This window comes from Vibrio sp. OPT46 (assembly GCF_015163535.1).
Classification (GTDB): Bacteria; Pseudomonadota; Gammaproteobacteria; order Enterobacterales; family Vibrionaceae; genus Vibrio; species Vibrio alginolyticus.
This window is the reverse complement of record NZ_JADDYG010000254.1, coordinates 88,903-113,915: the sequence shown is the minus strand read 5'-3', so window position 1 is coordinate 113,915 and position 25,013 is coordinate 88,903. Positions and strand designations below refer to the sequence as shown.

The window sequence follows — 25,013 nt, the reverse complement described above, 5'->3', positions numbered from 1 at the left end:
AAAGGGGGATTTAATGCCAGTGTCAGTTGTTGGTGAGAGCTTTGCGATTAGCGTACTGGCTCTATCTGTCCTCAGTGGTGTTGGGTCATATCTCCAAGGCATACGCGAGCAACGTCTAGCTGGTGGATTCCTTGATTTTTTAACCGAGCTAACGCTGGCGTTGGTGGTCGGTTTGATAGTCGCTTACTTGTGTGAAAGCGAGGGTGTGGAGGCTGGTTATACCAGCGCGCTTGTCCTCATTGCGTCGAACAACGGAGCAGACTCGATCAACTTTATCCGCAAGCTGGCTAGCCAAATGTTAGCGAGATTTTTTAATACCGGAGGGCAAGGCAAATGATGGAATTTGCAGTAATTGGCCTAGCCATTGCTGACCGATTTTTGCTTAAACGAAACGCAGTAAAAATACTGCATGCAAACCAGATGGACGATCCCGATGTGATTCGATTCGTTCTTGGTTATCAATCTCAGCGAGCCATAACGAGTGGGACTTTAACCTATTCGTTGCGCAGTAAAAAACGACCAAAAGCCGTCATTACTCGCACACGTAAGCTCGACTTTTCACACGCCGGACATAACAGCGAATACCTGACGTTCGATCGCAAGTTACTCGAACTCGAAGCGGGGGAAAAGCTGCATGGCGAGTGGATTCTGGACGTTAAGATTGAGCGCTCCTGTTCCCTAATCAATCCGCTATACAAAATCTTTCCTACCTGTACGACATATTCAGAGGAATTTGAAATTGCGTAACAACAGTAAGTTTGCACTAGACCAGTCACATAACTATGTGGTGGTCGATTTTGACAACGTGACCGAACGCGGCCTTAAGAGTCTGATCACTGCGTTAAAACAAGCTGGTGCAACTGTTACAGACGTAGAAGCCTCGAACAAGAGAACGAGACGAGACGGCGAGACAGTTAAACGCGCCAAGTTATTCTTTGATAATGGCCAGTCAATGACGCTGTTTATTGGTGATGAGGGTGATATTTTCCAAATGACACTCAACAGCACTAAACAGCCTATCCCTAGCGTGAAAAACGAGCGTGAGCTTGCGCGTGAAATGGTTCGCCTAATGAAGCGCAACCAAAGCAAGTTTGACAAGCAAGTTGCACGTAAAGCGGCTAAAGTCGTTAAAGACACCTCAGACATTCAACCAGCTACACGTTCTGTTGCTAAGCGACTTGAAGAAGCCAAAGCGGCTGAACAAGTCGCTCAGTCCAATTACACCAATGCCCTAGCCGCTCGGGATAGCGTTCGCACTAAGTTGGAAGAAGAACAACGCCGCATAGCAGATCTCGAAACTGCATTAGAGCAAGAGAAGCAAGAAACCAAAGAACTTGAAGCACAATTAGAGGCGGCAAAGTCATGATGTTTACCAGTCAAAATCAAATCAAGATTGTGGATCGCATCGACCATCTGGCCAAGAAACTCACGCCGGAGCAGATTGAAGCGGTGCTGCAAGGTAAAAACGCCGATCAAATCCTAGAAGCATTGTCACTTGAGGATTTGGAGAACACCTACTTGTATCAGTGCAAGCCTGTGCCACAAATGATGTTAGAGGCGTTCAAATCGAAAGCCTCAAGGCTTGAATTGCGTGCTCAGCAATTCGGTAAGCACTTGGAACGTAAAACCCCTACTCTATCGGTAGAGGCCGTTGAAGTAGGCAAACCGCGCAAGTCTGGTGCGGTTGCTGTCCAAATGGTGAAAATCCCGTTTTCAGATGGCCAGAGCATTTCTATTGCGTTCCATGCGCCGGATAACGATCCGCTAAAAATCAATCCAGATGACACGTTAATCGCGTTCCGCTTTCTAATGAACTCGCGCGATATTACTCACGTAGTCGCGCCAAAGGGCAACATGGATTTATCCCTTAAGGAAGTGACCAACAAGCTAGCGCAGTTGCTTGAAAACAACAGCGAGAAATTTGTCGCTGCTAAGGCCAAGAAAGACGCTGACAAGAAAGCATTGGAAGAAGCGCAACAAAAGGCACAAGAACTTGATGAACAAGCTGCGCAACTAGGCGAAGAAGCTACCGACTTGGAACAAAAGCTCGATGAGCTGGCCAAGAAAGAGAAGCGCTTGGAAACTCAGATCGCTACGCATAACGAAATCCAAGAAGAACTACGCAAACAGCTTGCTGCTATCAAGCCAGCAGCAAATACAGCAACGAAAAATGTAAACGCTGGTGGTAGTTCATCTCAAGTGATCGAGCAATGGGACGCTTCATGGACTAAGCAAGAGAAACGCGACTTCATCATTAACCGTGCTTTCAATGACGATCTTGATGCCTTTGTTAAGCAGCTAAGCCAAGAGTTTCAAGACTCATTAGAGTTTGCAGGTGCAGCAAATCAAAACGTTCCTAGCACTTATTCAGAGTCGTATATCAATGATGTGATTTATGACCTCGATAAAGGTGCTATGACGGTATCAGAGCTTGCCGAGGCTAAAGAATACATTCGTGATTCAATTGAAAACGATTTTCCTCAGTTGTCAGACGAAGAACAGGAACGAAAAGCGAATATCGAGCGCAAAGAATGGCTATTGGCTCTTATTGGTCGCAAGACCATTTCTAAGGGCTGGAAGATGGATAAAGGCGAAGATAGCGAGCCGTTTGTCTACTTCGAATCGCCTGACGCGAACGACGATGATAGCTTTGGCCAGTACATGATCCACGCGCGCGATAACCAAACCTTGGCTGTCACTTACGGCGAGGGTTCACCGCTTGCTGGTGGTGACGATCTACAAGGTTGGGAAGCTGCTAAATCACTTATTCTGGCTGACTACGATCGCGAATCTAAGTTGCTTCAAGATACCGATGACAACAACGAAGAACCACAACCAATTGAGAACGACGAGCCAAACGCGAACGATCAAGACAAAGACGAAACCACGGATAACCTATTCTGGTATGGCCTACGTCTACGCCCTTATGGCTTGGGTACAACGCCGCCACAACATCAAGTGGCTAAGTACCTCGATCCAGAATCGGCTAAAGAGCAATTCGCTGACGCTGGTAATGGCATTCGCCACGGTGCGATCGCTTATGACCAAAAACTGCCACCAGAACTAGTAAGCAACTTTGACCTAGAGCCGCTATTTGGCATGGTTGAGGGCGACCTAGAAGAAGCGGAGCGCATCGCAACCGAAGCGCTAGGCCAATGGGTTGAGGACAAAGGCGTTGATGAAATTCCTCAGTCTACGCTCGATACCCTAAAACAAGTGGGCTTCAAAGCAGCGTTCGCTAAGCAGCTACGCCAGCAACCAGAAATGAAGAACCGCAAGGAAAATCCAAACGCGTACAAGCTATGGAGCGCATCGATTGACCTTGTGACGCCGGACATGATTCAAGAGATTGCCGAAGACCTAATGCTGGTTCAAAGCGATGCTGAATTACAGCGCCAAGCAGAACACACGCAAGGCCGCATGCGCTTCCAAGAAGCAGCTCTATCCCAACTTAAGGATATGCAGTCAGTAAACCCAAGCGATCGCAAACGTCTTGTTATGCTAGCTGACCTAACGCTAGGTACTGGTAAAACACTAAAACGTGGCGAGAAAGTGGATGACCAAGCTAAGCGTATTTCAGAACAAGCGCACCTAGTGGAATCACTACAAGGTGAAACCCTAGCGTCACTGGAAGCGCAATTTAAGAACCGCAAAGAGATCACTGATTTCCTAACGGCTCATCGCATTCCATTTAACCGCCGTGCGAAACGCGCTGACCTACTGCAAGCTATCTTGAACTACCGTGACGGATTCTTTAGTGCAACGGCGAAAATGTTCGACCTACGCGCGCTACGTGGCGACCTATACGAGAAGTTTGAGAACGGCGAAGCGTTAGCACTGGATGACGTAGAAAAAGCGTTTAGCGCGACTACGGTTTACCATGAGGGAGACGTAGCTTACACCAAGGCAAAAGGTGAAACCGTCATTCCAGCAATGGCAGACCAAGGCGAGGACTACCAAAAAGTTGAGCGCTTCATTAAGGCGATTGATGACGGTATCTACCCTGACCTATCCGAACTAAGTTCAGATGAGCTCTTTGCTCAGCACTATGCAATGGCAAGTGTTACCAACCAAGACATCCTGGCAATTCATGGTTTTAGATACTTGGATAACGATGAGCAGATCGACAATGAACAGATGGCGCGCGCTATCCATAACTCGGTCATGCCATTGTGGTACACAAAAGCTATCGAAGCGGAATACGAAAGCCGTGGCTTCCCTAGCCTTGCTGCGTTGCCTGACTTGAACCATAAAGGTCAATTCAAGGCGACACGCGAGAAACGCTACGCACCAGTTGGCACTATTGGCCAATCTGATTTTAGCGTTATCGATACGTACACAGGCAAGGTGCTAGAAACTGGCCTAGAGAGCGCAGCAGCGCAGCAAAAAGCGACTCAACTAAACGACCAAGCAGTGAAAGAAAGCACTATTGCAATCTTTAACATGCTTAAGGACGGCAAAACGCTTGAGCAAATTGCAGAGACGGAATACAGCGCACCACTAGAGCCTGTCAGTCCGGCCATGTTCACCACAATCAACGGCTTTGAATCATTGTATTCAACGTTAGCCATTAACGGCTCGGGTTCGCTTCACTCGCGCCCAACACTACGCGAGAACGCCGACAAGCTACTGGCTAAGGTGGACGCTGACGGCAAGATTAACGATATTGCGCTAACCGAAGAACAAGAGAACCAAATGGAAAATACATTTGGCTACAGTTTCTTCTCTGCGAAGTCGAACAAGGGTAAAGAGCTACGCTTTATCGCTAACACCAATTCTCGCAGCTACCTAACGGTTGACGGTGCTAACAAACTGCTTGAGCTATTGGGTGCTAAGAACGCCGTAGAATCTGACACAGCAGATGAAGTGAGCAAGGGTGCATCCGAGGAAGAAAAACAACTTCTCGCACTAGACCCAACTCAATATTCATTTGGCTCAATCTATAAGAGCGAGGGCATTCGAGATACGGGTGAAATCGCTAAGCGAACCCGCGCCTTTATCGCTCAGCTTAAGAAAGCTGGCAAGATCAGTAATGACGTTAAAATCTCAGTACGCAAGCCTCGCTACGGCACACTAGACCTAACGCTGACTGACTTGCCAAGAAACGTCATGCTCTGCAATCCAGCTTACCTACAGTTCGAGATTGATAACCCTAACTCGCCAGCGCCACACGGTATGAGCCGTTATACCGAAGCAGTAGATCAGCTGATCGAGTTCGTTAACGCTTATGTAGGCCAATACGACTACAACAACAGCGACACGATGACCGATTACCACGATCGCAATTTCTTTGGTGGCCACCTAACCGTGGACTTTGATTTTGGTAAAGAGCGCAAAGTGGTAGAGCTCGCGTCTCTAACTGAAATGCACCAGCAAGGCGAACAGGCAGAGGATGACGCATTAGACGTTACCTCATTCCGTGAAAGCCTAGATGAAGAAGAAGCGAAAGCGCTTGAGCAGCTAGAAGCCTTTACCAACCTAGAGCTAAAACTTGGTAAGCAGGAAGTGACTTTCCCAACAGGCCGAGTGAAGTCGATTAATGCGAAAGATGAGGATGGACTAACTTACAGCCTAGACGTTCTATTCGACATTCTAGCGACCGACTTAAGCGAAAAAGCGAAAGCTCAACTTGAGACGATTAAGGACTGGCAATCTTCGGATACCTACTACAACGAAAAAGGCACATTGGTACAACCAAGTGTTGCGGCAGGTATCCACTCAGTAAATGGCTCAGTGCCAGCGAACGTGTACGCTCCGCTAATCGCCCGTTCATGGTTAAATGAAAGCCACGCTGACATTTATCCGATCGCTAAAGATGGCGAGTACAAGTTCGCGCTATACCAAGGCAACGACTTGATCGGTGAATTTGACGATACAGCGGAAATGGAAGCGCTATTAGTGAAAGCGTTCAATCTAAGTAGTGAAGCGCCTCAATCTGAAACAGAGGGCAATAACGAAGAAATGGAACATGTAGAGAAACTAAAGGAAATCCGAGATTTCACTGGTGAACCTACGCCGGAATTGGTTGATGAGTTCCAAACCGCACTAGAACAGGCTTACGCCCACTTCGAAGCTAACGACCAAATAGCAGAGAACGAAGCGTTGATGGATGCCGCTCTAAGCAACATCACAAGCATGATCCAAGCGCAAATTTAATCACAACCAAGGCCGCCACTTCGGCGGCCTAAACCGGAGACAATCAAGTGTTAAGCTTAAGAGAAAAAATGACGCTCAACCGCGATGCTGCGGGTTTGTTGAAAGAGCTTAAGAGTGGCCAGCTATCGATTGGTGAACGCATCAAAAAGAACCGTGAGCTGGTGGAAATTCTTAATAAACTGACTGGCGCTAACCAAAAGGTTGAGCAGGAGCCGGTATCAAGTTCGGATGAGCCAATATCGGTAGAAGAATTTTCCAAGTTAGGCCGCTCCGATAAGATTGAAAAGCTCAATGAAGTGCTACTTCTGCCTAACTGGTACGAATACGAAATGGCGTTTTTCCCTAACTACCAAATGGTTGAAAAGGGCGATAACTACGTTGTGTACAAGGATGGCGAAAACTTCCAGTTTGGCTACAAAGGGCATATTGCGCGAGGTTTGGACTACTGGAAAAACGATGCGGGTTCAGCCAAGAAAAATGGTGGTTTTGGTAGCTGGTCGCGCGCTGACCGTAGCAAGGCTATCAAGACCATCACTAAGCACATTGAGCAGAATGAGCGCGACAATGGCGAACGTCCAGTTGAACAAAGCGAACTGGTTGCGAGATTCCTTGCAGGGGAGTTTAATACAGCCAAGCCATCGTTGTTTCTTGATGTAATGCGAGACGTTCACTCAGAGGGCTTGGAGCTAGATAGCATCAAGCAAAAAGCGATTGAATGGTTCGAGCACAATCCTGACAAACTGGCCGCTTAAGTTTTCGCATGCGAGAACTTTAAAACATGACATTCTATATACTTTTCGCATGCGAAAACTTTTCAGAGAACTTGAGAAAAAAAATGAATGTTTTCACTAAAATCCGAGCAGACTATTACTACAAGCAATCTCTAAACCTTGCACTGGCAGCCAGTGAGCGTCATAACTACTCCAAGGCGCTTTTCGCATTGCTTAAGAGCCATTAATCCTTTTCCCTGTCCCAAAAGTTTTCGCATGCGAGAACTCGCCACTCCCAACCGGAGCGGTCAAATTGAATCAACTCACATCAATTAACGTCGAAATCAAAGAGGCGAAAAACATCAATGACCTAGCCGAGATTGTTCAACTGTACGCAACAGACAATCCAAAACCCAAGCTAGGTCGAACCAGCTACGTTGTGACAGCAAAAGGCGACGAAGTAGAAACAGGCTTTAAAGTCGTGGAAGCCAGCGACCTTATTCCATCGAACGATTTGGACGGTAGAATCAATCCGAATTTCCCACAAGAGCTGCAACCGCGCGACCGTACTCGCGTGTCCTCAAAATTGCAGATCTCAAAAATAGCCAACGATTTGCGCCCACAACAATTGACCGATTCTGGACTATCTAGCCACGGCGCACCGATTGTTGGCTCGGACAATGTGGTGGAGTCGGGGAACGGTCGAACCATCGCTATCATCAAGGCGTATCGAGAGGGCAAGGCTGATAAGTACCGCCAGTTCCTAATCGACAATGCGGAGCGCTTCGACCTATCACCAGAGAAAGTTGAGAGCATGCGCGAGCCAGTGTTGGTTCGAGAACGTGTCACCAAAGTTAACCGTGCTAAGTTTACCCGAGACTCCAACCTCTCTGACTTGCAACAAATGAGCGCCGCCGAGACGGCTTGGGTTGACGCAGAGCGCATCGATGACCGCATGATTGCCCTTTTCCAACCGAGCGAAACAGGCAACCTTTTGGCCAAGTCTAACCAAGGATTTATAAACAGTTTCTTAACTGAAATTGGGGATAACTCAACCGCCGGACTACTTACCGAAGATGGCCGACCAACCAAGCAACTGATTGAGCGCATGCAAAATGCCGTGTTTGCCAAGGCGTACAAAAACGAGAAGTTGGTGAAGCTGGTAGCCGAGGAAGCCGATCCCGAAATTCGCAACATTTCGAGCGCGCTAAACGGCGCAGCAAGCGCGTTTGTTGAGATGCAATACCTTAGCGGGGAGGTGCATAAAAACACGTCTGGAACGCTGGCAGAAGCCGTGGAAATTAACGCCTCACAACCTGACCTCGCTAAGTCAGCACTTGACTCACTGGTGCAAGCAACCGAGCTAGTAAGACAGGCCAAAGATTCCGGTCAGCACATCGATGAGCTATTGGCTCAGTCCGGTTTGTTTGGCGACAACGATCCCGAGGCCGAAGCGCTGGCGAGATTCATTGCTGCTAACAACCGAAGCGCAAAACGCATGACACTGGCATTTAAGGCAATGGCCGAGGCAATCAATAGTGAATTGCTTCACCAAGGCCAAGCGCTCGGGGATATGTTTGGCGGTGGTGGTGCATCGCTTATTGATATTCTTGGGCGTGTAAATCAAGAGCTGGAAAACGAGGGGGTACAAACAGGCTTTATGTTCGAGTCCAGTGTGCAACTGGACGAACTTGCAAACGCTTCGAGGCATGCTATAAAATAGTTCTTGGCATATACTGCCTATACAACCTTTATAGACACACAAAAACGCCAGATTTAATTGTCAAATCTGGCGTTTTTGCATTTGGGGGTAGGGGATGTTTACTATCAGGCATCGTTATCACTACGGGCTAATCGACATAAACGAAGACGGCGTTGCCGATGGACATTCAGTCGCAGGGAATGAGATCCCCGCTTTAAGGAAAGATGGCGAGTATATCTACAGACCATTTAAAGGGGCGCTAGATAATATCTATCTGCTGCATGTCCAAAAGGTAAAGCTGGTGAATATCGTCGCTTATTGCGATGACGAACTAGGGCTATTTGGCTGGCAAGACGTGCCACTCGATCACTATGTGGTTGGTGTCTACCGTGACGGCGGGTATTACGTTCTAACGAAAAACGGGCAGCTAATTAGCCACCCGCTCTAAAAAAGTTTTCGCATGCGAGAACTTTACACGCGATAACCGACTAATTGAGCTTCCCCAACTGGCACTTGCTCAAGTTCGCCATCATCAAACAGTACCGTTAGCTTGTCGCTATGCTTACCAGATGCGAACACCAAACCATGACGACCATTAACCATGACACAAATACTGGTAGGCTTTTGGTTTGCTGTAGGCTTTTTGCTTACTGGTGTCTTATCGGTCTTTTCTGCTTTCTCGAGTTCGCTAGGTTTAGGGGTAACTTCCACCTCGCTATCTAGCTCGCCAGTACGCAGTTTTACACAATCTTGGCGCGTTAGCTTCTCGCCGCTTTCCAGTGCTTCACGAACGCGCTCAGAGTTATCGATGCTGGCTTTGCGTAGTTCGTTGATGGACTCAACATCACCAATAATCCCTTTTTTGAATGCTTCCAAAACAAAGTCAGGGGCTTTAAGCACATTTAGGTATTTCGAAATGTAGCCGTCTGATTTGCCAAGGCGCTTAGCTAAGCCACGGTTATCAAGATTGTGCTTTTTCTTAGCTTGGTCAAACGCCTTACCCAACTCGATTGCCGTTAAATCTTCACGTTGGATGTTTTCAATAAGCTGGCCAAAAATATCGCCCTTTTCACGGACAATACATTCAACGTGAGTCAGCTTGTCGCTCAACATAGCGGCGCGCCAACGTCGTTCACCCTCTTGGATTTTGTATCCCTTGCCATCGAACGGGTAAACAACGACAGGTTGAATTTGGCCGTTTTCTTCTAGGCTTTCGCATAACTCAAGTAGTGATTCATCGTTAAATTCTTCACGAACTTGCTCAACTGAATACAAAGAGTCTTTAGGGATAGCCAGCACTTTCGCTGCATCGCGGATTTCTACCGCTGATTCATCCAAGAGATTATCTAGGTCGCTAAGCTTGATTCGATCTCTTAAGCTTTTGGTCATGCTGTCACCTCTACCATGCGCTTGCAAAGCTCATCACAAACCGCTGTAAAGCCGAATTTATCAGCCGCTTTAGGGTTGGTTTCAATCAGTGCTTTGCCTTGGTTTAGAGCTTCACTTACGCGCGTTGTTTTAATCAGTTTGTTTTCAAAAACTAGGTTGCCGTACTCTTTACGAAGTTCCGCTTCCTGTTCGCGCTGGTCGTTTGTAATGTTGGCTTCAATAAGGTTTAGGACAATGCCTAACACTTCCAAGTCAGGGTTCATTCGACGGATTTGGCGCGAGGTCTTAACCAGCTCATTAACGCCTTTGATCGACATTTTTTGTGCTTGGCTAATGATAAGTAGCTTGCTGGCCACAAGTAGCGCTGCATGCTGTAGCGCGTTCGCCGCTGGTGGACAGTCGATAAAGATATAGTCGTAGTCGTCTTTGATAAGGTCGATAGACTCAGCCACGTTTAAGATTTGTGATTGAGTAATGTTGCCCATGCGCTTATCGCCGCCAATAACGTGTACGTTTTCGCTGACTTCGAAAGGTTTAGCCTTTACTGGATTTTCGAAAAGGTTGTAAGCGTTGTGTAGGCAGCTCGCAGATGTGTACTCTGGATTCTCGACCATTTCCGGTGCGATTGAACCGCCTAAGTTGTTTTGTGGGTCAAAGTCCAGGAATAGACATTTGTTGCCTTGGCTAGCGATGCTAATGCCAAAGTTGTAAGTACAAGTTGTTTTACCAACGCCGCCTTTTTGGTTGGCAATCGCCATGATAATGCTCATTAATTAATTTCCTTTGCTGGTGGAATTTGTTTGCTGTTTTGGTTTGCTCAGTGCTACCTCAAGATCCTCGATATAGCACTGAACTACGTAATCAGTTGTACCGCCGCCGTGCATTGCTTTGTAAATAGCAGTGTGGCAAGGGCTTACACCCTTAACGCCATCAATGAGCTGCTTGGCTTTTCTGGTACTTCCTGCCTTTTGGACTAATTGATTTAATCTTTCGCATCGTTCCTTGGATGCCATATCAATGCCTCTCGATTGTTGTCACTGGCAACAGGCACACACTATACGTTGCCAGTAGCAACAGCACAAGAAAAAAAAGTAACAAACAGAACCGATTGCACAAGTTTTCGCATGCGAGAACATTAGATAAATTGTGAGATTTATTCCATGTGTTTTCGCATGCGAAAACTTTTTGACAATTCTATTACTTAACTAGGTTACAAAGAGCAGCGTCAACAGGCATAAGAAGGAAAAAGCACCTAGTTGCATAATTCATTGTTTTTAATAAAAAATATTGAAAAACCTGTTGAATGTGAAAATTATTTCATATAAATTAAATTACAGATAGGCGGCAACAAAACTATTAGGGGTAGGATTGATTGCATCAAAGCTTATCTGTTCAACGTGCAATCCCCGCCATTTGTTCAGTGGCGGGGTTTATTTTTTCTATCTCAAAAGTTTTCGCATGCGAAAACTTAACGCATCGATTTGCTGTTAACACTCCACGCTTCGAGATTCACGTCCTCGATAGAATATTCAAATTCTTCATCATCGACGTAGTAGGTATGTAGGTTTGCTTGCCAGTAGCCTTTATCAACTTGCTCTTGCTGGTACGCCCACGCAGCACACAACAAAATCGCAGGGTCTTCGAAATTGAAGTGTTGCTCTGTGCTCACTTCTGAATCGCTGCCAAGGTCATAACCATGCTTGGCCATGAGCGATTTAACCGCCCACCAATAAGCGCCATAGTGACGGTACATGAGCGGATTGGCTTTAAGTGTTTTGTAAATGCCATCTACTTGAGCTTGGATAAATGCTTCTTTGCTTTGCGCTGTTTCTAGCGCCTCATCGAGTAAGGGCTGTAGATCTTCAACGGTAGGCAATTTCACTTGAGTAATCATTGTTGTCTCCAAAAAGTTTTCGCATGCGAAAATTTGAGTTAGGCAGCTTCGGCCATTGTGTTATGAATGGTTAATAGCGATTTCGCTAGCAATTCCAAATCCGCTTTCGCAGAGATAAACCACCAGCCGCCATTAAATTCACTGCTTGCGTTTGATGCGAAGTCAGCGCCGTACTCGGCCTTAGCTTCCTTGTCACCAGCGAACATCACTTTAAGCGAACCTTTAAGGCCATTGTTGTCCATCAAACCAATGCGCTCGTATGGCTCTACAACAATCTCTTTTCGGTTGCGACCGCGCTTAGGCTTCCAGCTAATTGGTGAAGTCACCATTTTAACGTCGATGCCAATGCCTGACATTAGTTCGCTAAACTTCTCGATGCTCTCTACGTTAATGGCAGAGATATTATCGATTTTCACTTTCTGCGTTTCGGTCACTTTAACCTCGGCCTTTTCCGGCTTATCCGCATTTAGGTACTTCTCGATAAATTCCTCACGCTGTGCGCTGCGATAAGTGAATAGCGAACCATACGCACCTTTCATGCGATTCAATGACCAGTCATCCGAGAAGATTAGGCCATCACCGGATAGGAACTCACGTTCGCCAATAGCGTGTAGGTCAGCACATACCTTAAGCATGGTTTCTTGTGAGTTTTCGCCGTAAATCGCATCGACCTTTTTCAGTAGGTGAGTATCGGTCGTTGGTTTGTATTGCGTCATCCAGTACGCGATCTGTGATAGACGTTTCGCACGGTCAGGGTCGTTAGCCACCAGCTTAGTGAAGTCAGCGAATAGCTTATCTTCCAGCTCTGTGCGGTATTCGCTAGAGCGTTCGGTCAGAATATCGGTGTAACGAGTGAACTCACGAGCCGATAGGCGGCGCGCTTCGTGTGTGTTGGTGTAACCTGTCCATTTCAAATTGCTTAGATGGTTATCTAGCTCTTTAAGGAAAGTGATAGACGTTTTGTAAGTCGTCTCTGCTTTCAGTAGCGCTTCTTGATAAAGCTCAGGGTATTTTTCCTCGAATGCTTTGATCTCAAGTGTCACCAGTTCAACAACTTCCTGTTCGCTCACTTGGTTGCCGTTTTCCATCGCCTGTTTGTCCCAATCGCTACCGATAAAGAAACTTAGAATGTCGTGTTCCAACATCACGCGACCTTTATCTTCCAATTGCTTGGTTACTTGGTCGAGTAGGGCTTTCACGATCGCTTTATCGCTCGCATCTGGATAAATCAGCGTTTGGTCTGGTTCAACATCCAACCCCCACGGCGTAGAGAATGAGCCGTCAGCATTGCGCACCAAACAACGGCGGCTGTTACCGTAGGCTTTCATTTTCTTTTCTGCGACCAGTTCAAAGAACGTCTCACGGTCAAACGTATGAGCGACTTCACTTAGTGGTACACCTTGGAGCGCTTTTGCTTCTAGCGCAGCTCTATCCTGATTCACTGGCGCAATTTCAATAATGCGCTCAACAGGTAGATCGACATAGTTGCGTGACGCTGGTTCGCCGTCCATTTCAGTAATAAAGCCGTCCACCGTGCCAGATTTACGGTCGAAGTTGGTGATCATGATTGTTGCTTTTGAATCGTACTCGGCGCTCCAAGAACGGCTCTTAACTTCGGCTTTGTAGGTGTAGCCATTACGCACAATCACACCGTTGCGAACAATGTACAACTCTGGATGAGTTAGGAAGTCAGGGTAATCCTTTAACACACCGTCATTGATGGCCAGCTCCATTGCTGGTTTCAATTTCTTGATGGTATCGCTCGCTTTGTCGCGGTTTTTGATCGCTGCCTCATAGGTTTTGATTTGGCTTTCTAGCGCAAACAGTCTGCCTTTGGTGCGTTGGTAGTTTTTGTGCTGCCAACTTCCGCGCTTCTCGCCCTCTGCACGTAGGCGATCTTCTTCCACCTCTTTGCGTAGTGGCTCTAACTTCTCGCGTAGTTCGGCCAGCTCGCCCTCAACCGCACTCACATCCAAAGCAAGCATTTGGGTGGCTTTGATGTACTTGCTGACGTTAATACTTGCTAGTCGGCGTTCCTCTAATTTGCGCTTGCGCTCAGCTTGACGCTTAGCCGCTTCGATACGGGCTTTCGCTTCTTCTGGATTTGCTGCCAGCATGATTGCAGTTTCGTCGGCTGCGTCTGCATCGGCGTTCGCAATGTACTTTTCATCACCTTTGAACATTGTCTCAATCCAAGTGGCTTTGCGTTGGATTGTGGCCAAGCGGAAATCATCGAATGAGCCTTTCGACGTGTAGTAGTGAACGTTCACGCTGTTTTGTTTAGAGCCAACACGCGCGCCACGGCCATTACGCTGTGTGATACTCATTGGAGTCCAAGGTAGCGTTAAGTGGTGAATATCGGTTGTGCCATGATGCAAGTTGATGCCGACTTCGCCTTTTTTATTGAGGATCATGAATTTGTATTTCGAGGTGTTGTAAGCATTGGCCATTGCTTCCAAACCCGCTTCCTCATCGTCCTCAGTCGCTTTAGAGCCTTTCTTACCCGCAACGGTATCGCTGTTCAAAATACCGATTTCAGACAGCTTACAACCAACAAAATCCGCAATGATTCGCGCGACTTTCTTGTGCTGTGTTTTTTCTTCGGTGAAGACAAGCTGCTTACCGCCAGCCAGATAAATCTCGCGCGCGTTCTCAAGGAACTTGGCGTACTTAGGGGAGACAGGGTGCGTAAATTTCAACTTGGCCTTGTCACAAATGTTTGTGAATCGGTCATCAAGTTGCTGGTGGAGCTGAACCACGCAGTGATCGCCCTCGACCTTAACGCTCTTATCAACCTTAACTTGGATTTTGCTTAGCTTAACCGTGCCGTCTGGTGCCACATCCTCAAAAGCGACCGTGACGGTATTTGGTAGCTTAGCTACTGCCGCCTCAACCTCTTTTTTGTTGTCCTTGGCGAATCGGTAGGTAACACGCTCATAGTACAAATCAAGGTCTGTACTTACCTTGTCCATTTTACGGATTAGGCCGAAAACCGTGTCGTTAGGGTATTGCTCGACAATCTCTTGGTTTTCGTCTTTGTCTGGATTACTGATTGCGTCAGCACGCTGGCGTAGTTCCTCATATAGCGCTTCCTGTTCGCTATTCATTTGGACAACGCTTTGCTGGCTAATCAGGTCAGGAATGTGAACGTTGGCACCAACGGATTTAGCATCCTCGATCGTCATGTAGCGGTTAACGATGTTTCGAAGTGCGTCTAGGTTTTGGAATCCGAGTAGGGCTTCACGCTGTTCAACTTCGCCCGAAATCTTAGTAACCAGCGCTTCGCCAGTCTTACCAAACATGCGGATAAAGTCGTCGCTGTCAAAGATCCCCATCTTGGCAAACGTGTCTGCCGGAATGATGTGGGACAGCATATTGAACATATCAACAGGGCTGTTTACGGTTGGCGTAGCTGTTAGGAAGTAAACGCCTCGACCGTCATTGCGAGCCTTAATGACGTTGTTCTTAAGCTGCATATCGATAGCGCGATCGGCTTGCGCTTGGCTAGGCAAGAATGCCAGATTGTTTCGGTATGAGCCGCCCTTGTACGAGTTGCGGAAATCATGCGCCTCATCGACCATCACCGAATCGAATAGCAAGTCCTCAAAGTACGGTAGTTCTTCGTTTTTGGCCGTACCATCGTCAGCATATTTCGCTTCAAAGCGCGCGTTCTTCGCTTGATCTGTGTGGCTTTCCGCTTCCTTAACTAGCTTGCTTGAACCAGCAATCAAACCAGCATCGCGCATTTCAAGCACGTTGGCCGAAATCGTGTCCGGCTTCAATGGAATGCGGTTGTACACGTCTTTTGTCATTACCACGATGCGAGCGGTTGACTGTGTAAGCTGGTGGAGCTGTTCTGCTACGCGCTTGCCGTTTGTGTCTACGGTCAGTTTGGCGCGCAAGATAGGATCGCCTTTCTTGTCTAACTTCGGTTCGCCCGTTTCATCTAATACCGGTTCCCGAATGATTTTTCCGTCATCGTCTTTGTGAACTTCAAGGCCGATAAATACCTTGTCAGATAGATTGCTTTCACCAAAGAACAGGTCGGACTCATAGAACCAGTTCTCTAACACGGATTTAGGAACAACGATGGCCACACGGTTGGCGCGTTTGGTTTCTAGGTTGTGCTGCACGAGGCCAAGGCCAGTGAGCGTTTTACCCAAGCCAGTACCAAAGGCAATAATGCCGTTACCGTCTGCACTGTGACGGCGAATCGTTGAGTTTTGGTAAGGTAGGAACTCAATCGCACCAGATACGCCATTTAGCGTTAGTGGTGAGTCATCAAACTCCGGCTTAATCCAACCGTTAAACGTATTGTTGTAAACCTGTTCCAAGTATTCTGAATGGTCAGATGATGCAATCCATGTAGAAAACTCATCATCGAGGCGGCGCATTTGTTCACGGATAAGTGATTTATCTTCGTTCTTACTACCGCCACGAACCGCACCATAGTTGATGTACGATTCAATTTGACGCTCAAATCGCTCATCGCTGTTCGCTGCTTTACCTTTCACGCCATTACGAGTTAGGCCATCAATCCATTCGCCATCACGCCAACGGTAGCCAGTAAGGTATTGGCCGGATTCGCTTTGTACGAAATCCTCAAAGCCGTCCTTATCCTCGGTAAAGTCGCCCAAGATAAATTCCGTGTAGCCACGGTCATGCAGGAACTCAAGCATGATGTTTTTAGGAATCCACTTATCGGTAAGCTTCATCTTCACATCGGCAATCGAGATCTTGTTTCGCTTAGATTCGATGGCTTTAATTTGGCGCATGATGTTAGCTTTCACGGTATCGCTGGTGGTCGATACTAATTGTGTGGTCAGCTGATCCATGCGCTTACCGACTAGGCCAGTCGTCGCTTTATGGAATGCCGTCACCGTGCCGTCAGGGTTTACCGCTACCTCATCCATGTTCGCTAGGTAATCAAGCAACTGCTCATCGCTCATCGCATCGATACCGCTTGCGGTGTAATACGTGCGAACGTCATTCAGTGTCAGTGTGGTTATGCCTAGTTCACGGTCACATAGATGGAACACGTCACAAATGCGAGACGAACTGTATTGAACGGTCAGCTCACGCTTAAGGTCGCCTTTGAGTAGGTCAGACAGTTTGCCCTTAGAATCGATCGATGAGTGGTAGTAATTCCATGCAGAGACGTACTTCTCGCTTAAGTTGCTTAGCGCTTTCTTCGATACCTTAGAACCGCCCATTAACGCGTTCAGCTCTAACACTTCGCCGCTTAACTTCACGCGATATTGTTCGGTCTGGAAGTCCTCCGCGCCCATTGCTATGTTGGCCAAGTCGCTATTGGATGTCGTTCGGCTACCAGCAACCAACGTTGCAAGCGTTTGAACTTTCATGCCAAGTAGAATGCCTTTGTAAGCGTGTTCTTGGCTTGCTTTTGGCAGCTTGGCAATCTCGCGCATTAGGGCTTTAAAGTCGTCATGACACAGGTAACCGTAATCTTCGAAAAGCTTGAGCGCTTGGCTGGCCGATAGCTTAAGCATCGATTCAGTAGAGTAGGTGATAGAACCGATCTCATCGGTGTTATCTACGCCATAGGTCGCCTTACTGATAACGCCTGTTTTCGCATTGCTTTCAGATAGCTCCCATTCGCCATCAATCATTTCGTACTGCTGGCCATTGCGGAAAATCGTGTCTCCATCGGAGTATTTCGCGCTCACTGGCTCGCTAACCGCTTCATCGAGTAACATCCAATCAATGCGACTGTCAAAGCGGCGCATTAACGACTCTTTAATATCATCGTTAGAACGGTTGCCACGCTTCACGACTTTGCGCGCAAACTTACCTACGCCCTCAACAGTCTGTTCGCCGTTGATGAATTTCTTACCCTCGCGCTCGAACCACTTACCTTTGAGCCAAGTGTCCCAAAGTACGTTAGATTCAATCAGCGTGTCGCGGTCGGCGCTATCAATCAGTGCTTTCGCTTGGTCGCTGTGTTTTCGCCAGATAACAAGGTCAGTCACTACGCCCGTATCAGAGAACGTGCCCGTTGGTAGTCGGTGCGCGCCCAAAAACTCCGCTTTAAGCGCGAGTTGTGTACGCCACTTCTCAAGGTTTTTCGCATCACAAATACGAGTTGGCAGCACTAGGGCAATCAAGCCACCAGCTTTCGCCTTATCGATAGAACGAGAAACGAAATACTGATCAGCGTACTTAATGTCTTTGTACGCTTTGTCTTTCATCGCGCTAGCGTCTCGAACACCATAAGGCGGGTTGCCGATTACTAGGTCAAAGTCGCCAATGCCAGGATTAGTTGCTACCGCTTCGAATGCCGATTGGATTACATGGTCTTCGGGGTGAAGAATTTGGTTGATGGCCGCTGAGGTCTGATCCATTTCTACGGATGTAGTCAGGGTGCCTTTAGGTTTGGTTTCGCTAAATACGCCCACGCCCGAACTTGGTTCAAGTACGCTACCGCCAGTAAAGCCATAGGAACGAACTGCATCCCAAGTCGCGCTCGCCAGCCATTTAGGCGTGTAGTATTCGTTGGTGGAGCCACCGATGCCGCCAAAACCTGTGTAGTCGCGCAGAGCTGCTTTATCTTCGGGTGAAACGTTGGAGTAGTCGCCGTTGTACTTGGCGAGAATATCTTTGGCTAGTTGGTTAGCCTTAAGGCGCTGGTGGCCTTTTGGAGTGTCGCTAATATCGACAGCGAGCAAGGCTTCAAACTGGCGTACCAGTTCATCGATTGTTGTCGCCTGTTCAATACTGCGGGTTAAATCAGTGTTCATTGAACGTGCCTTTTATTCTTTGGATAAAAGCCAAAAAAAAAGTCGAGCTTTCGCCCGACTTTTTCCTTTCCTATTCCCCATCCCAAAAAAACGCCACTATCAATATCAATTTAAGTTAATGAATAATCTAAAATATCTAAGGAAGTAGATTTTTAGGGACAAAAGAATTATTCCGAACACGACCATTATCATCAAGAATAAAAATTAGTGTTTTTGGTGAGTAACCAAGATTCAAAGGCAAGCAATTGAACTTTGACTAAAAAAAATTAACGCATAGAAAATCAATGATTTATTAGCGTATTGGTCACATTGACGCGATGCGCTATCATCCAAGATCATCCCCATCCCTGTAAAAAGCGCCTCAAATTACCGAGGTCGCACATGTCGCAAAATAAGGCATCAATTGGGCTAGCGGCAGCTTTAAAACAAGCGTTCCCTTTCTTTAACGAGAATGACGATAAAGAGAGTGGGATAAGTTTTGAATCTGGCGCTGGATACACGGGATCGCCATTCCACGATCGCGAACACCAATTAGATGAAAGCAACGGCGCTCTGACCAATGACGGTCGAAAAAGCTCAGACCGCTTTTTTCTGCACAAGCTGCCGAAAGATCGCTTCATGCTATATCCGATACTCAAGGAAATGGCCGAGGACAGCACGATTGATGCCGCGCTCAATCTGCACCTTGGTCACGCTCTTTCGGTATCAAACGACAATGGCATGGCTGTGTATCTTCATCCAACCGATGAGAAGTACGCCGAGTACGTAGGCCGTCTTAACCGAGAGCTGCTAACTCCAATCAACGAAAACCTAATGAACTGGACGTATTCAACGCTGGTTTATGGGGTTAACTATGTTCGCCCATACACGAAAGATGGCGTGGGTATTACTCACTTTGAGGCCAACTACTACACGTTGCCAAACCAAATTCGTGAGTACGAACGTTCGGGCGAGCTAGCGGGATTTACTGCGGAATATCTACAAACCCGAGCGAACGGCGAACAGGTACGCCTTGCCGAACCTTGGGCGCTTATCCCACTAAAAATGCCAATCTGGCGGCCAGATATGGATATACCGCCAGTTAACTACACTGGCCAGCGCTACTCACTTTATGACGATGCGTATTCACGCATGCCAATCGAGACGCAGAACTACGGCACATCCATTCTTCTTACCTGTTTTGAGGCTTGGTCGATGCTTCGCCAGTCCATTGCAGCGCTCGGCGCAAGTCGTGTGAATGCTTCACTTATCGATCGCATGGTAGCGGTAAACACTGACGGCTTAGATGCGGCCGGAGCTGCGGAATACATCAACATGGTCGCTGACCAGATGAAGCAAGACCGTCAAGAGGTGGTAGACCGTTCCCGCAAGCTAGGTTTCATTCCAACCGTCATCAACACGCTATTGCCCTTTATGGGCGGCGCTAAAGGTGGCTTGCAGATCGATACCTTTACCACTGACCCGAATATCTCCCACATCGAAGACATTATGTTTCACCTTAAACGCTTAGCCGGAACGCTTGGCGTAGACCCATCCATGCTTGGGTTTGGTGATCTTCTTTCTGGTGGACTAGGCGAGGGCGGCTTCTTCCGCACATCGATTCAATCTGCACTACGCGCCAACCAAATCCGCGCAGCCGTGGTGGCGTTCGTTAAGCGCGCTATCGATATTCACACCATCTACCGAGACGGCAAGGTGTGGAACGATAACGATATGCCATTCGAGATCCGCTTTAACTCTCTCAATACCGCTATTGAGCAAGAGAAAGCCGATGCAATGGAATCTCAAGCGAACTACGCAACCATGCTGGCCACCGTGCTTGACCTTATCGAGCAATCCCCAATCGGCAAATCCGAAAAACTCAAAAATCACCTTTACACGTCTGTTATTGGCCTCGATTCCGAGCTGGCCAAGGAAGTCATTTCCGAGCTGGCCGCTCAAGTCTCTAAAAACGACAAAATGATGGAATCCATTGGCATGACTGACCAAAGCGAAGCGGAACGATTCGTTAGAGACGTAGTTCTCGACCTACTAACCGAAATCCAAAGCCATTAATGGAGAAAAGAAAGTGACAGCAAAAGCACTTAAACAAGTATCCGACCGTTTCAGCCTATTCAATGACGGTCGCAAGCTTAGCGCCAACAAGCGCAATTACATCATCAAAGCCGTTCAAGCGATGCTCAACAGCCCACGAACTCAAGAGCTATTACGACTCGGTGAAGCGTATGGTTACTATGGCCATCAATCCCGCCAGCGAGCGAATAAGCTCTCAATCGGTGAGACTGAGGTGATCATGATTAATGGTCGTCCGGTTGTGGTAGAAAACGTGCCATCTAACCGCACAATCTCTATCACCTGTTCAGATGACGGTATTGTTGAACACACTCAAGAGTTTTTAGATACCGACACAGGCCGTATTGCTTTAGGTTTGCACAATAGCCGTGCTGGTGGTTGGAGCTGGGCGACTGGTGGCCAAGATACACGCGAGGCATCGATCACGATTTCATATCACGGTATGGACTACGTATTGCAGCCGAACTATATCAGCCTAGACCATCCGGCCATGATGATGGAAAGTGCGAACAGCGAGCAAATGATCCTCGAATCGCTACAGGAACAAGGTTTTGATGAGGAATCCGCGCGTAATATCTACGCGAACATGACTCAACAGACTAATGTTGAGCTTGTCGGTGATCTTACTAACCAGCTTATGTACCTAGAAAGCGTGAACGCAGAGTTGCGTGAAAAGGTAGAGCAAAACGCTAAGGCAACCTCGATGCTGCTTGATGTTGTGGACTCTTTACCTATCTATGTGACCGATGCGCAGCGCAAAGCGATCGCCAACATGGCCAGCAAGGAAGATCATCAAGTGGTGCGAGCTATGTTTGAGTCGCTAGGTTCCCGAAAAATGGCGACTTTACCGACAAATAGCTACGTTCCAGTAGAGCAAAAAGTGAGTGTTGCGCCTCAAATTAAACAGCAGTTCGTCAACTTCGGATCTTCGGCACGAAAATTCCAATAAGTTGATCAATTAAAAAGCGCCACCAGCGATTAGTAATTAAGTACAAAAAACACTCAATAAAATCGAAAATACTGGTGGCCAATTCGGAATTTTATAAATCACTAGGCGCGACAGGACGAAAATAGAGTTTATCTTTCTTGAAGTGCGTTGGTCGCCAGTCCCAACCAGCGATAGATACGCTATCTCGCGCGCCAGTAATATACGACACTGAGCGCAACACATTGACACCCTTATCAAAGTTAATCGCCTTATCGGCCTTTAGAACGAGTCTACCGTCTTTTTGGCTATGCAAACCAAAGGTGCAACCTGAGATTGTTACTAACAAATCCAACGGTAGCGCTGGGGCGTTCTTTTTCGGGAACTGTCGGCGCTTAAATTGTTGTTTTAATTGGTTAACTTGAGTTTCTAATTGCTGTTCAGCACTTGGTGGAGGAGTAAATTTCATCACAGAGCTATCCACAAAATTTGATGTGTTCGGAATATTAACACGTCCAAAAGGAGTTTAAATAGATAAAATTTTTGGTAAACTCTAGCGCCAGATGGTAACGCACCTTGTTCGGAATCGCTTTTATACAGAGACTTGTTTGATCAACCATTTACGATCAATAATAGGGGAGTTTTTCTGTAATTAGATCATGGCGATACCGTGATAGAGAGAAAGTGATTCGATTTCGGGCAACAGAAAATAAAAAAGCCCGCTTTGGCGAGCGGGCTTTCTTACTGAAATCGAGCTTTAAGCGGCTAACTTAAAGCGTCACGACAAACGAGCTTAAGGAAAGTCATTATGCCGTAATGAATTAGACCGAAGCCTAATCAGGCGAGACATTTAGTTGGCGACTAATGCCTCAAATGGTTAGTAATTAGTTTAACAGTTTAGATTGAGCATCAATCTCAGCGAATGTTAACACAAATTACACCACACTAAAGCAGGTGTAAGTATAACGTTCAAAGAGATCGGTGGCAAATTTTATGCAAAACACACCGCTTTTACTGCATCCTTGCTACTGGAAGTCAGGATTCAGAACCCAAGCCTCCAATATCAAAGCCAATAAACCGTCGGCACAACGTAAACTTGCTTGCCTACTAGAAACTATCTCAAGCCATATTCTTAAGCATGGCCATACCTGCTTTGCATCAACTACTCGATTGGTACAGGTCTACAACGAGAACTGCGATCGCTATGGTTGTCGTCCAACCACTTTTGACACTCTCAAAAAACAACTGAAAACAGCAGAAGACTTGAACTTAATTGTCCGAGAACAGAAGCCAAACAATGCAACAGGTCAGAATCTACGTCACATCACTCTATGCGTAGACGCCATCCAAGAAATGTTCGCTGGCGCATACAAATACGCGCTACAAGCTGCACAAAAGCGTTTTAATAGACAAAAACGGCACTCAGGGGGGGCTTCTGTGGAAAAAACTCTTGAGGCCAGTGCTGACAAGGCTTGCGAGCAATCAGACAAAAACAAAAATGGCACTATAAATACAAAAGATCTCTCTACAGAGAGTAAAAATAAAATTAATAACGGTATCCCGTCTGATTCTTGGTTTTTGAAGATCTTCAAACGTGACGCTGACGAAGTAAAACAACTTCAACTAGCAGCTAAGCAAGGCCGCCTATCAGCTAGTGGAGCTCGTCGTGTTATCAAGCTGTACAACAAGCACCAACAGCCTTTAGCGCCTAAGTTCGTGTCATACCTTAAGTTTGTGATTGCTAGCTGGCACAACAAGGCTGCAAGCGCCGTGAAAGCTAGCGTGAACAAGGTTCGTGATACAGCCACCATGTTAGCAGAGTACATGAACACCATTTCCGAGAAAGAGTCTCAAGGCTTAGTTGAATACTATCGTGACGCAGTCGGGCGAGTACAAGTCAGGTATCTGTAATCACTGCTTGATGTGAGTATTTCTATACATGCGTGACCTAAAATGTGTCATAATTACCTAAATCTTGTTATTTATGGATGTGCATTTGCATGAGTGATGAAGAATATTTCTACCCTGCGGTAAGCGATAACCTCCCGAAACATATCAAAAAAGGCCATCAACTGGTCTTTAGTCGTCAAGATCTATCCGCTAGGGAAGCAGATATGTTTGCGTTGATGATTGCACATATGAAACCAAGTGATTGGGAGCAGAAAACACCACACTATGAGTTTACTTCACATCAATTATCAGAGTGGTTAGGTGTTGAGTCTAAACATATCGGTAGCAACTTAAGTCCAGTAGCGAACCGCCTAGCTAGTCGAAAAATCGGGATAAAGGTGGAAACCCCGAAAGGTGATATTGAATTCGACTATAGACCTCTTTTTAAACATATAGCTTATAAACACGGCATACTTACGATGGTTCCTAACGATATGCTCAAATCAGAGTATATTGAATATAATCAAGGATTTGCTCTGATTAATACTCGCAATTTCTTTGAGGTAAAGAAGGAGTATTCTAAGCGCTTGTACGAACTGCTTAGTCGCTTCAAAGACAAGGGCTTTGAAATGCATGCGCAAAAGCTTAGTGAACTGAAAGGAATATTTGGGCTTTTGGACGAATCAGGGAAGCTGAAAAAAGATAAAAGTTCCTTCAAAAACAACAGCGTATTTATGAAACGTTGTATCAGGGAAAGCATTAAAGAACTTTCTGAACACCCTCAGATTAGCAAAGAGCTTCTATTTTTAGAAAGCAGCCAAGGTGATAAGGGTTTTGAGGTTGTAAAGAAAGGTAGAACCATTACTGGAATCAAGTTTCTCTTCCGGTGGGTTAAACTAGGTTCAATTGATGAACTAAATCAACACGATGCTCTTAAGACAATTCGACAACTTGAATTGAAAAGGCTTCAAAACCAAGTCAGACTCACCGAGTCTGAACTAGAATCACTTGCCATCGCGTACCGCTATGTGGGTAAAGAAGACCACGCTCTTAAAGTTGAAGCTAGCTTGTCAAAGCGACACTCAGAAAAAGAGCAACAAAAGCATGATGATGGAATGCATGAATTAGAGTCGTTAATGGAAAAGATAGATACCCTTTCAGAACTAACCGATACACACGATTACTGATAGCTAACAAGTTTTAGGTCATGGGCTCGATAGATGACATTTTCTAGGTTGAAATGAGCTATGTGACACATTTTAGGTATATGGGAGGGAATTCGACGTGATCATTGACTCGAAAGTAGAAAAAACCGGACAAGACTCCTATACAACCATCTCACACACCTAAAATATGTCATTTAAGAACAGAAACACCTAAAACCTGTTATCCAATCACCTGATATATGATCACTTTCACCTAGATTATGTAGCACTAAAGCCTATAAGAAGATCACAAACACCTAATAAATGATCAATTAAACCTAGATCTTGTTACTTAAAGACCTAAAAAAAGA

General features: G+C 46.5%; 17 protein-coding genes. 11 read left to right on the top strand and 6 right to left on the bottom strand.

Annotated features, from left to right (window positions below):
• Positions 1 to 13: 13 nt before the first annotated feature.
• The 7 genes from IQR33_RS12095 (at position 14) to IQR33_RS12065 (ending at position 9,016) form a co-directional block, all read left to right on the top strand.
• Positions 14 to 337 carry a hypothetical protein gene (locus IQR33_RS12095; protein WP_017634052.1) on the top strand — a complete coding sequence of 108 codons (324 nt, stop codon included), beginning with the start codon at positions 14 to 16 and terminating at the stop codon, positions 335 to 337.
• Positions 334 to 747 (top strand): hypothetical protein, encoded by a 414-nt coding sequence (locus IQR33_RS12090; protein ID WP_136976912.1) that lies wholly within the window; start codon positions 334 to 336, stop codon positions 745 to 747. Before IQR33_RS12095 ends, IQR33_RS12090 begins: the two co-directional genes overlap by 4 nt.
• Positions 740 to 1,366 (top strand): hypothetical protein, encoded by a 627-nt coding sequence (locus tag IQR33_RS12085; RefSeq protein WP_193837888.1) that lies wholly within the window; start codon positions 740 to 742, stop codon positions 1,364 to 1,366. The genes IQR33_RS12090 and IQR33_RS12085 overlap by 8 nt, the downstream gene beginning before the upstream one ends.
• Positions 1,363 to 6,156: a hypothetical protein gene (locus IQR33_RS12080; RefSeq protein ID WP_193837887.1), complete on the top strand. Its 4,794-nt coding sequence runs from the start codon at positions 1,363 to 1,365 to the stop codon at positions 6,154 to 6,156. The genes IQR33_RS12085 and IQR33_RS12080 overlap by 4 nt, the downstream gene beginning before the upstream one ends.
• A 68-nt stretch (positions 6,157 to 6,224) precedes the next feature.
• On the top strand, positions 6,225 to 6,908 hold the full coding sequence (locus tag IQR33_RS12075; RefSeq protein WP_193837886.1) for a hypothetical protein: 684 nt from the start codon (positions 6,225 to 6,227) through the stop codon (positions 6,906 to 6,908).
• 271 nt (positions 6,909 to 7,179) lie between these two features.
• Positions 7,180 to 8,589, top strand: coding sequence for a hypothetical protein (locus IQR33_RS12070; RefSeq protein ID WP_193837885.1), 1,410 nt, complete (start codon positions 7,180 to 7,182; stop codon positions 8,587 to 8,589).
• A 94-nt stretch (positions 8,590 to 8,683) separates the two neighbouring features.
• Positions 8,684 to 9,016 carry a hypothetical protein gene (locus tag IQR33_RS12065; protein ID WP_079878982.1) on the top strand — a complete coding sequence of 111 codons (333 nt, stop codon included), beginning with the start codon at positions 8,684 to 8,686 and terminating at the stop codon, positions 9,014 to 9,016.
• Positions 9,017 to 9,039: 23 nt separating this feature from the next.
• Here IQR33_RS12065 and IQR33_RS12060 read toward each other — a convergent pair whose 3' ends face one another.
• From IQR33_RS12060 to IQR33_RS12040, 5 genes are all read right to left on the bottom strand, one after another.
• Positions 9,040 to 9,957 (bottom strand): ParB/RepB/Spo0J family partition protein, encoded by a 918-nt coding sequence (locus IQR33_RS12060; RefSeq protein WP_054579118.1) that lies wholly within the window; start codon positions 9,955 to 9,957, stop codon positions 9,040 to 9,042.
• Positions 9,954 to 10,727 (bottom strand): ParA family protein, encoded by a 774-nt coding sequence (locus IQR33_RS12055; protein WP_054579117.1) that lies wholly within the window; start codon positions 10,725 to 10,727, stop codon positions 9,954 to 9,956. Before IQR33_RS12055 ends, IQR33_RS12060 begins: the two co-directional genes overlap by 4 nt.
• Positions 10,728 to 10,730: 3 nt before the next feature.
• Positions 10,731 to 10,970 carry a hypothetical protein gene (locus tag IQR33_RS12050; RefSeq protein ID WP_017634062.1) on the bottom strand — a complete coding sequence of 80 codons (240 nt, stop codon included), beginning with the start codon at positions 10,968 to 10,970 and terminating at the stop codon, positions 10,731 to 10,733.
• Between the two features lie 455 nt (positions 10,971 to 11,425).
• Positions 11,426 to 11,851, bottom strand: a complete 426-nt coding sequence (locus IQR33_RS12045) for a hypothetical protein (protein WP_193837884.1) — start codon at positions 11,849 to 11,851, stop codon at positions 11,426 to 11,428.
• A gap of 38 nt (positions 11,852 to 11,889) precedes the next feature.
• Complete coding sequence (locus tag IQR33_RS12040) at positions 11,890 to 18,609, bottom strand: SNF2-related protein (RefSeq protein WP_193843713.1); 6,720 nt, start codon at positions 18,607 to 18,609, stop codon at positions 11,890 to 11,892.
• A 381-nt stretch (positions 18,610 to 18,990) separates the two neighbouring features.
• Here IQR33_RS12040 and IQR33_RS12035 point away from each other — a divergent pair, with 381 nt between their 5' ends.
• The gene (locus IQR33_RS12035; protein WP_193837881.1) at positions 18,991 to 20,664 is read left to right on the top strand and encodes a portal protein; all 1,674 of its coding nucleotides are present in this window, start codon (positions 18,991 to 18,993) and stop codon (positions 20,662 to 20,664) included.
• A 13-nt stretch (positions 20,665 to 20,677) separates the two neighbouring features.
• Complete coding sequence (locus IQR33_RS12030) at positions 20,678 to 21,631, top strand: head processing protein (protein ID WP_193837880.1); 954 nt, start codon at positions 20,678 to 20,680, stop codon at positions 21,629 to 21,631.
• 91 nt (positions 21,632 to 21,722) lie between these two features.
• Here IQR33_RS12030 and IQR33_RS12025 read toward each other — a convergent pair whose 3' ends face one another.
• Positions 21,723 to 22,079 (bottom strand): hypothetical protein, encoded by a 357-nt coding sequence (locus IQR33_RS12025; RefSeq protein ID WP_155486349.1) that lies wholly within the window; start codon positions 22,077 to 22,079, stop codon positions 21,723 to 21,725.
• A gap of 521 nt (positions 22,080 to 22,600) precedes the next feature.
• On the opposite strand from IQR33_RS12025, the gene IQR33_RS12020 reads away from it, so the two are divergent.
• Together IQR33_RS12020 and IQR33_RS12015 are read left to right on the top strand one after the other, a co-directional pair.
• A complete protein-coding gene (locus tag IQR33_RS12020; RefSeq protein ID WP_017634068.1) occupies positions 22,601 to 23,518 on the top strand; it encodes a hypothetical protein in 918 nt (305 codons plus the stop codon).
• Between the two features lie 89 nt (positions 23,519 to 23,607).
• Entirely contained in the window at positions 23,608 to 24,684 is a 1,077-nt protein-coding gene (locus IQR33_RS12015) for a replication initiation protein (RefSeq protein ID WP_054579113.1), read from the top strand.
• Positions 24,685 to 25,013 lie beyond the last annotated feature (329 nt).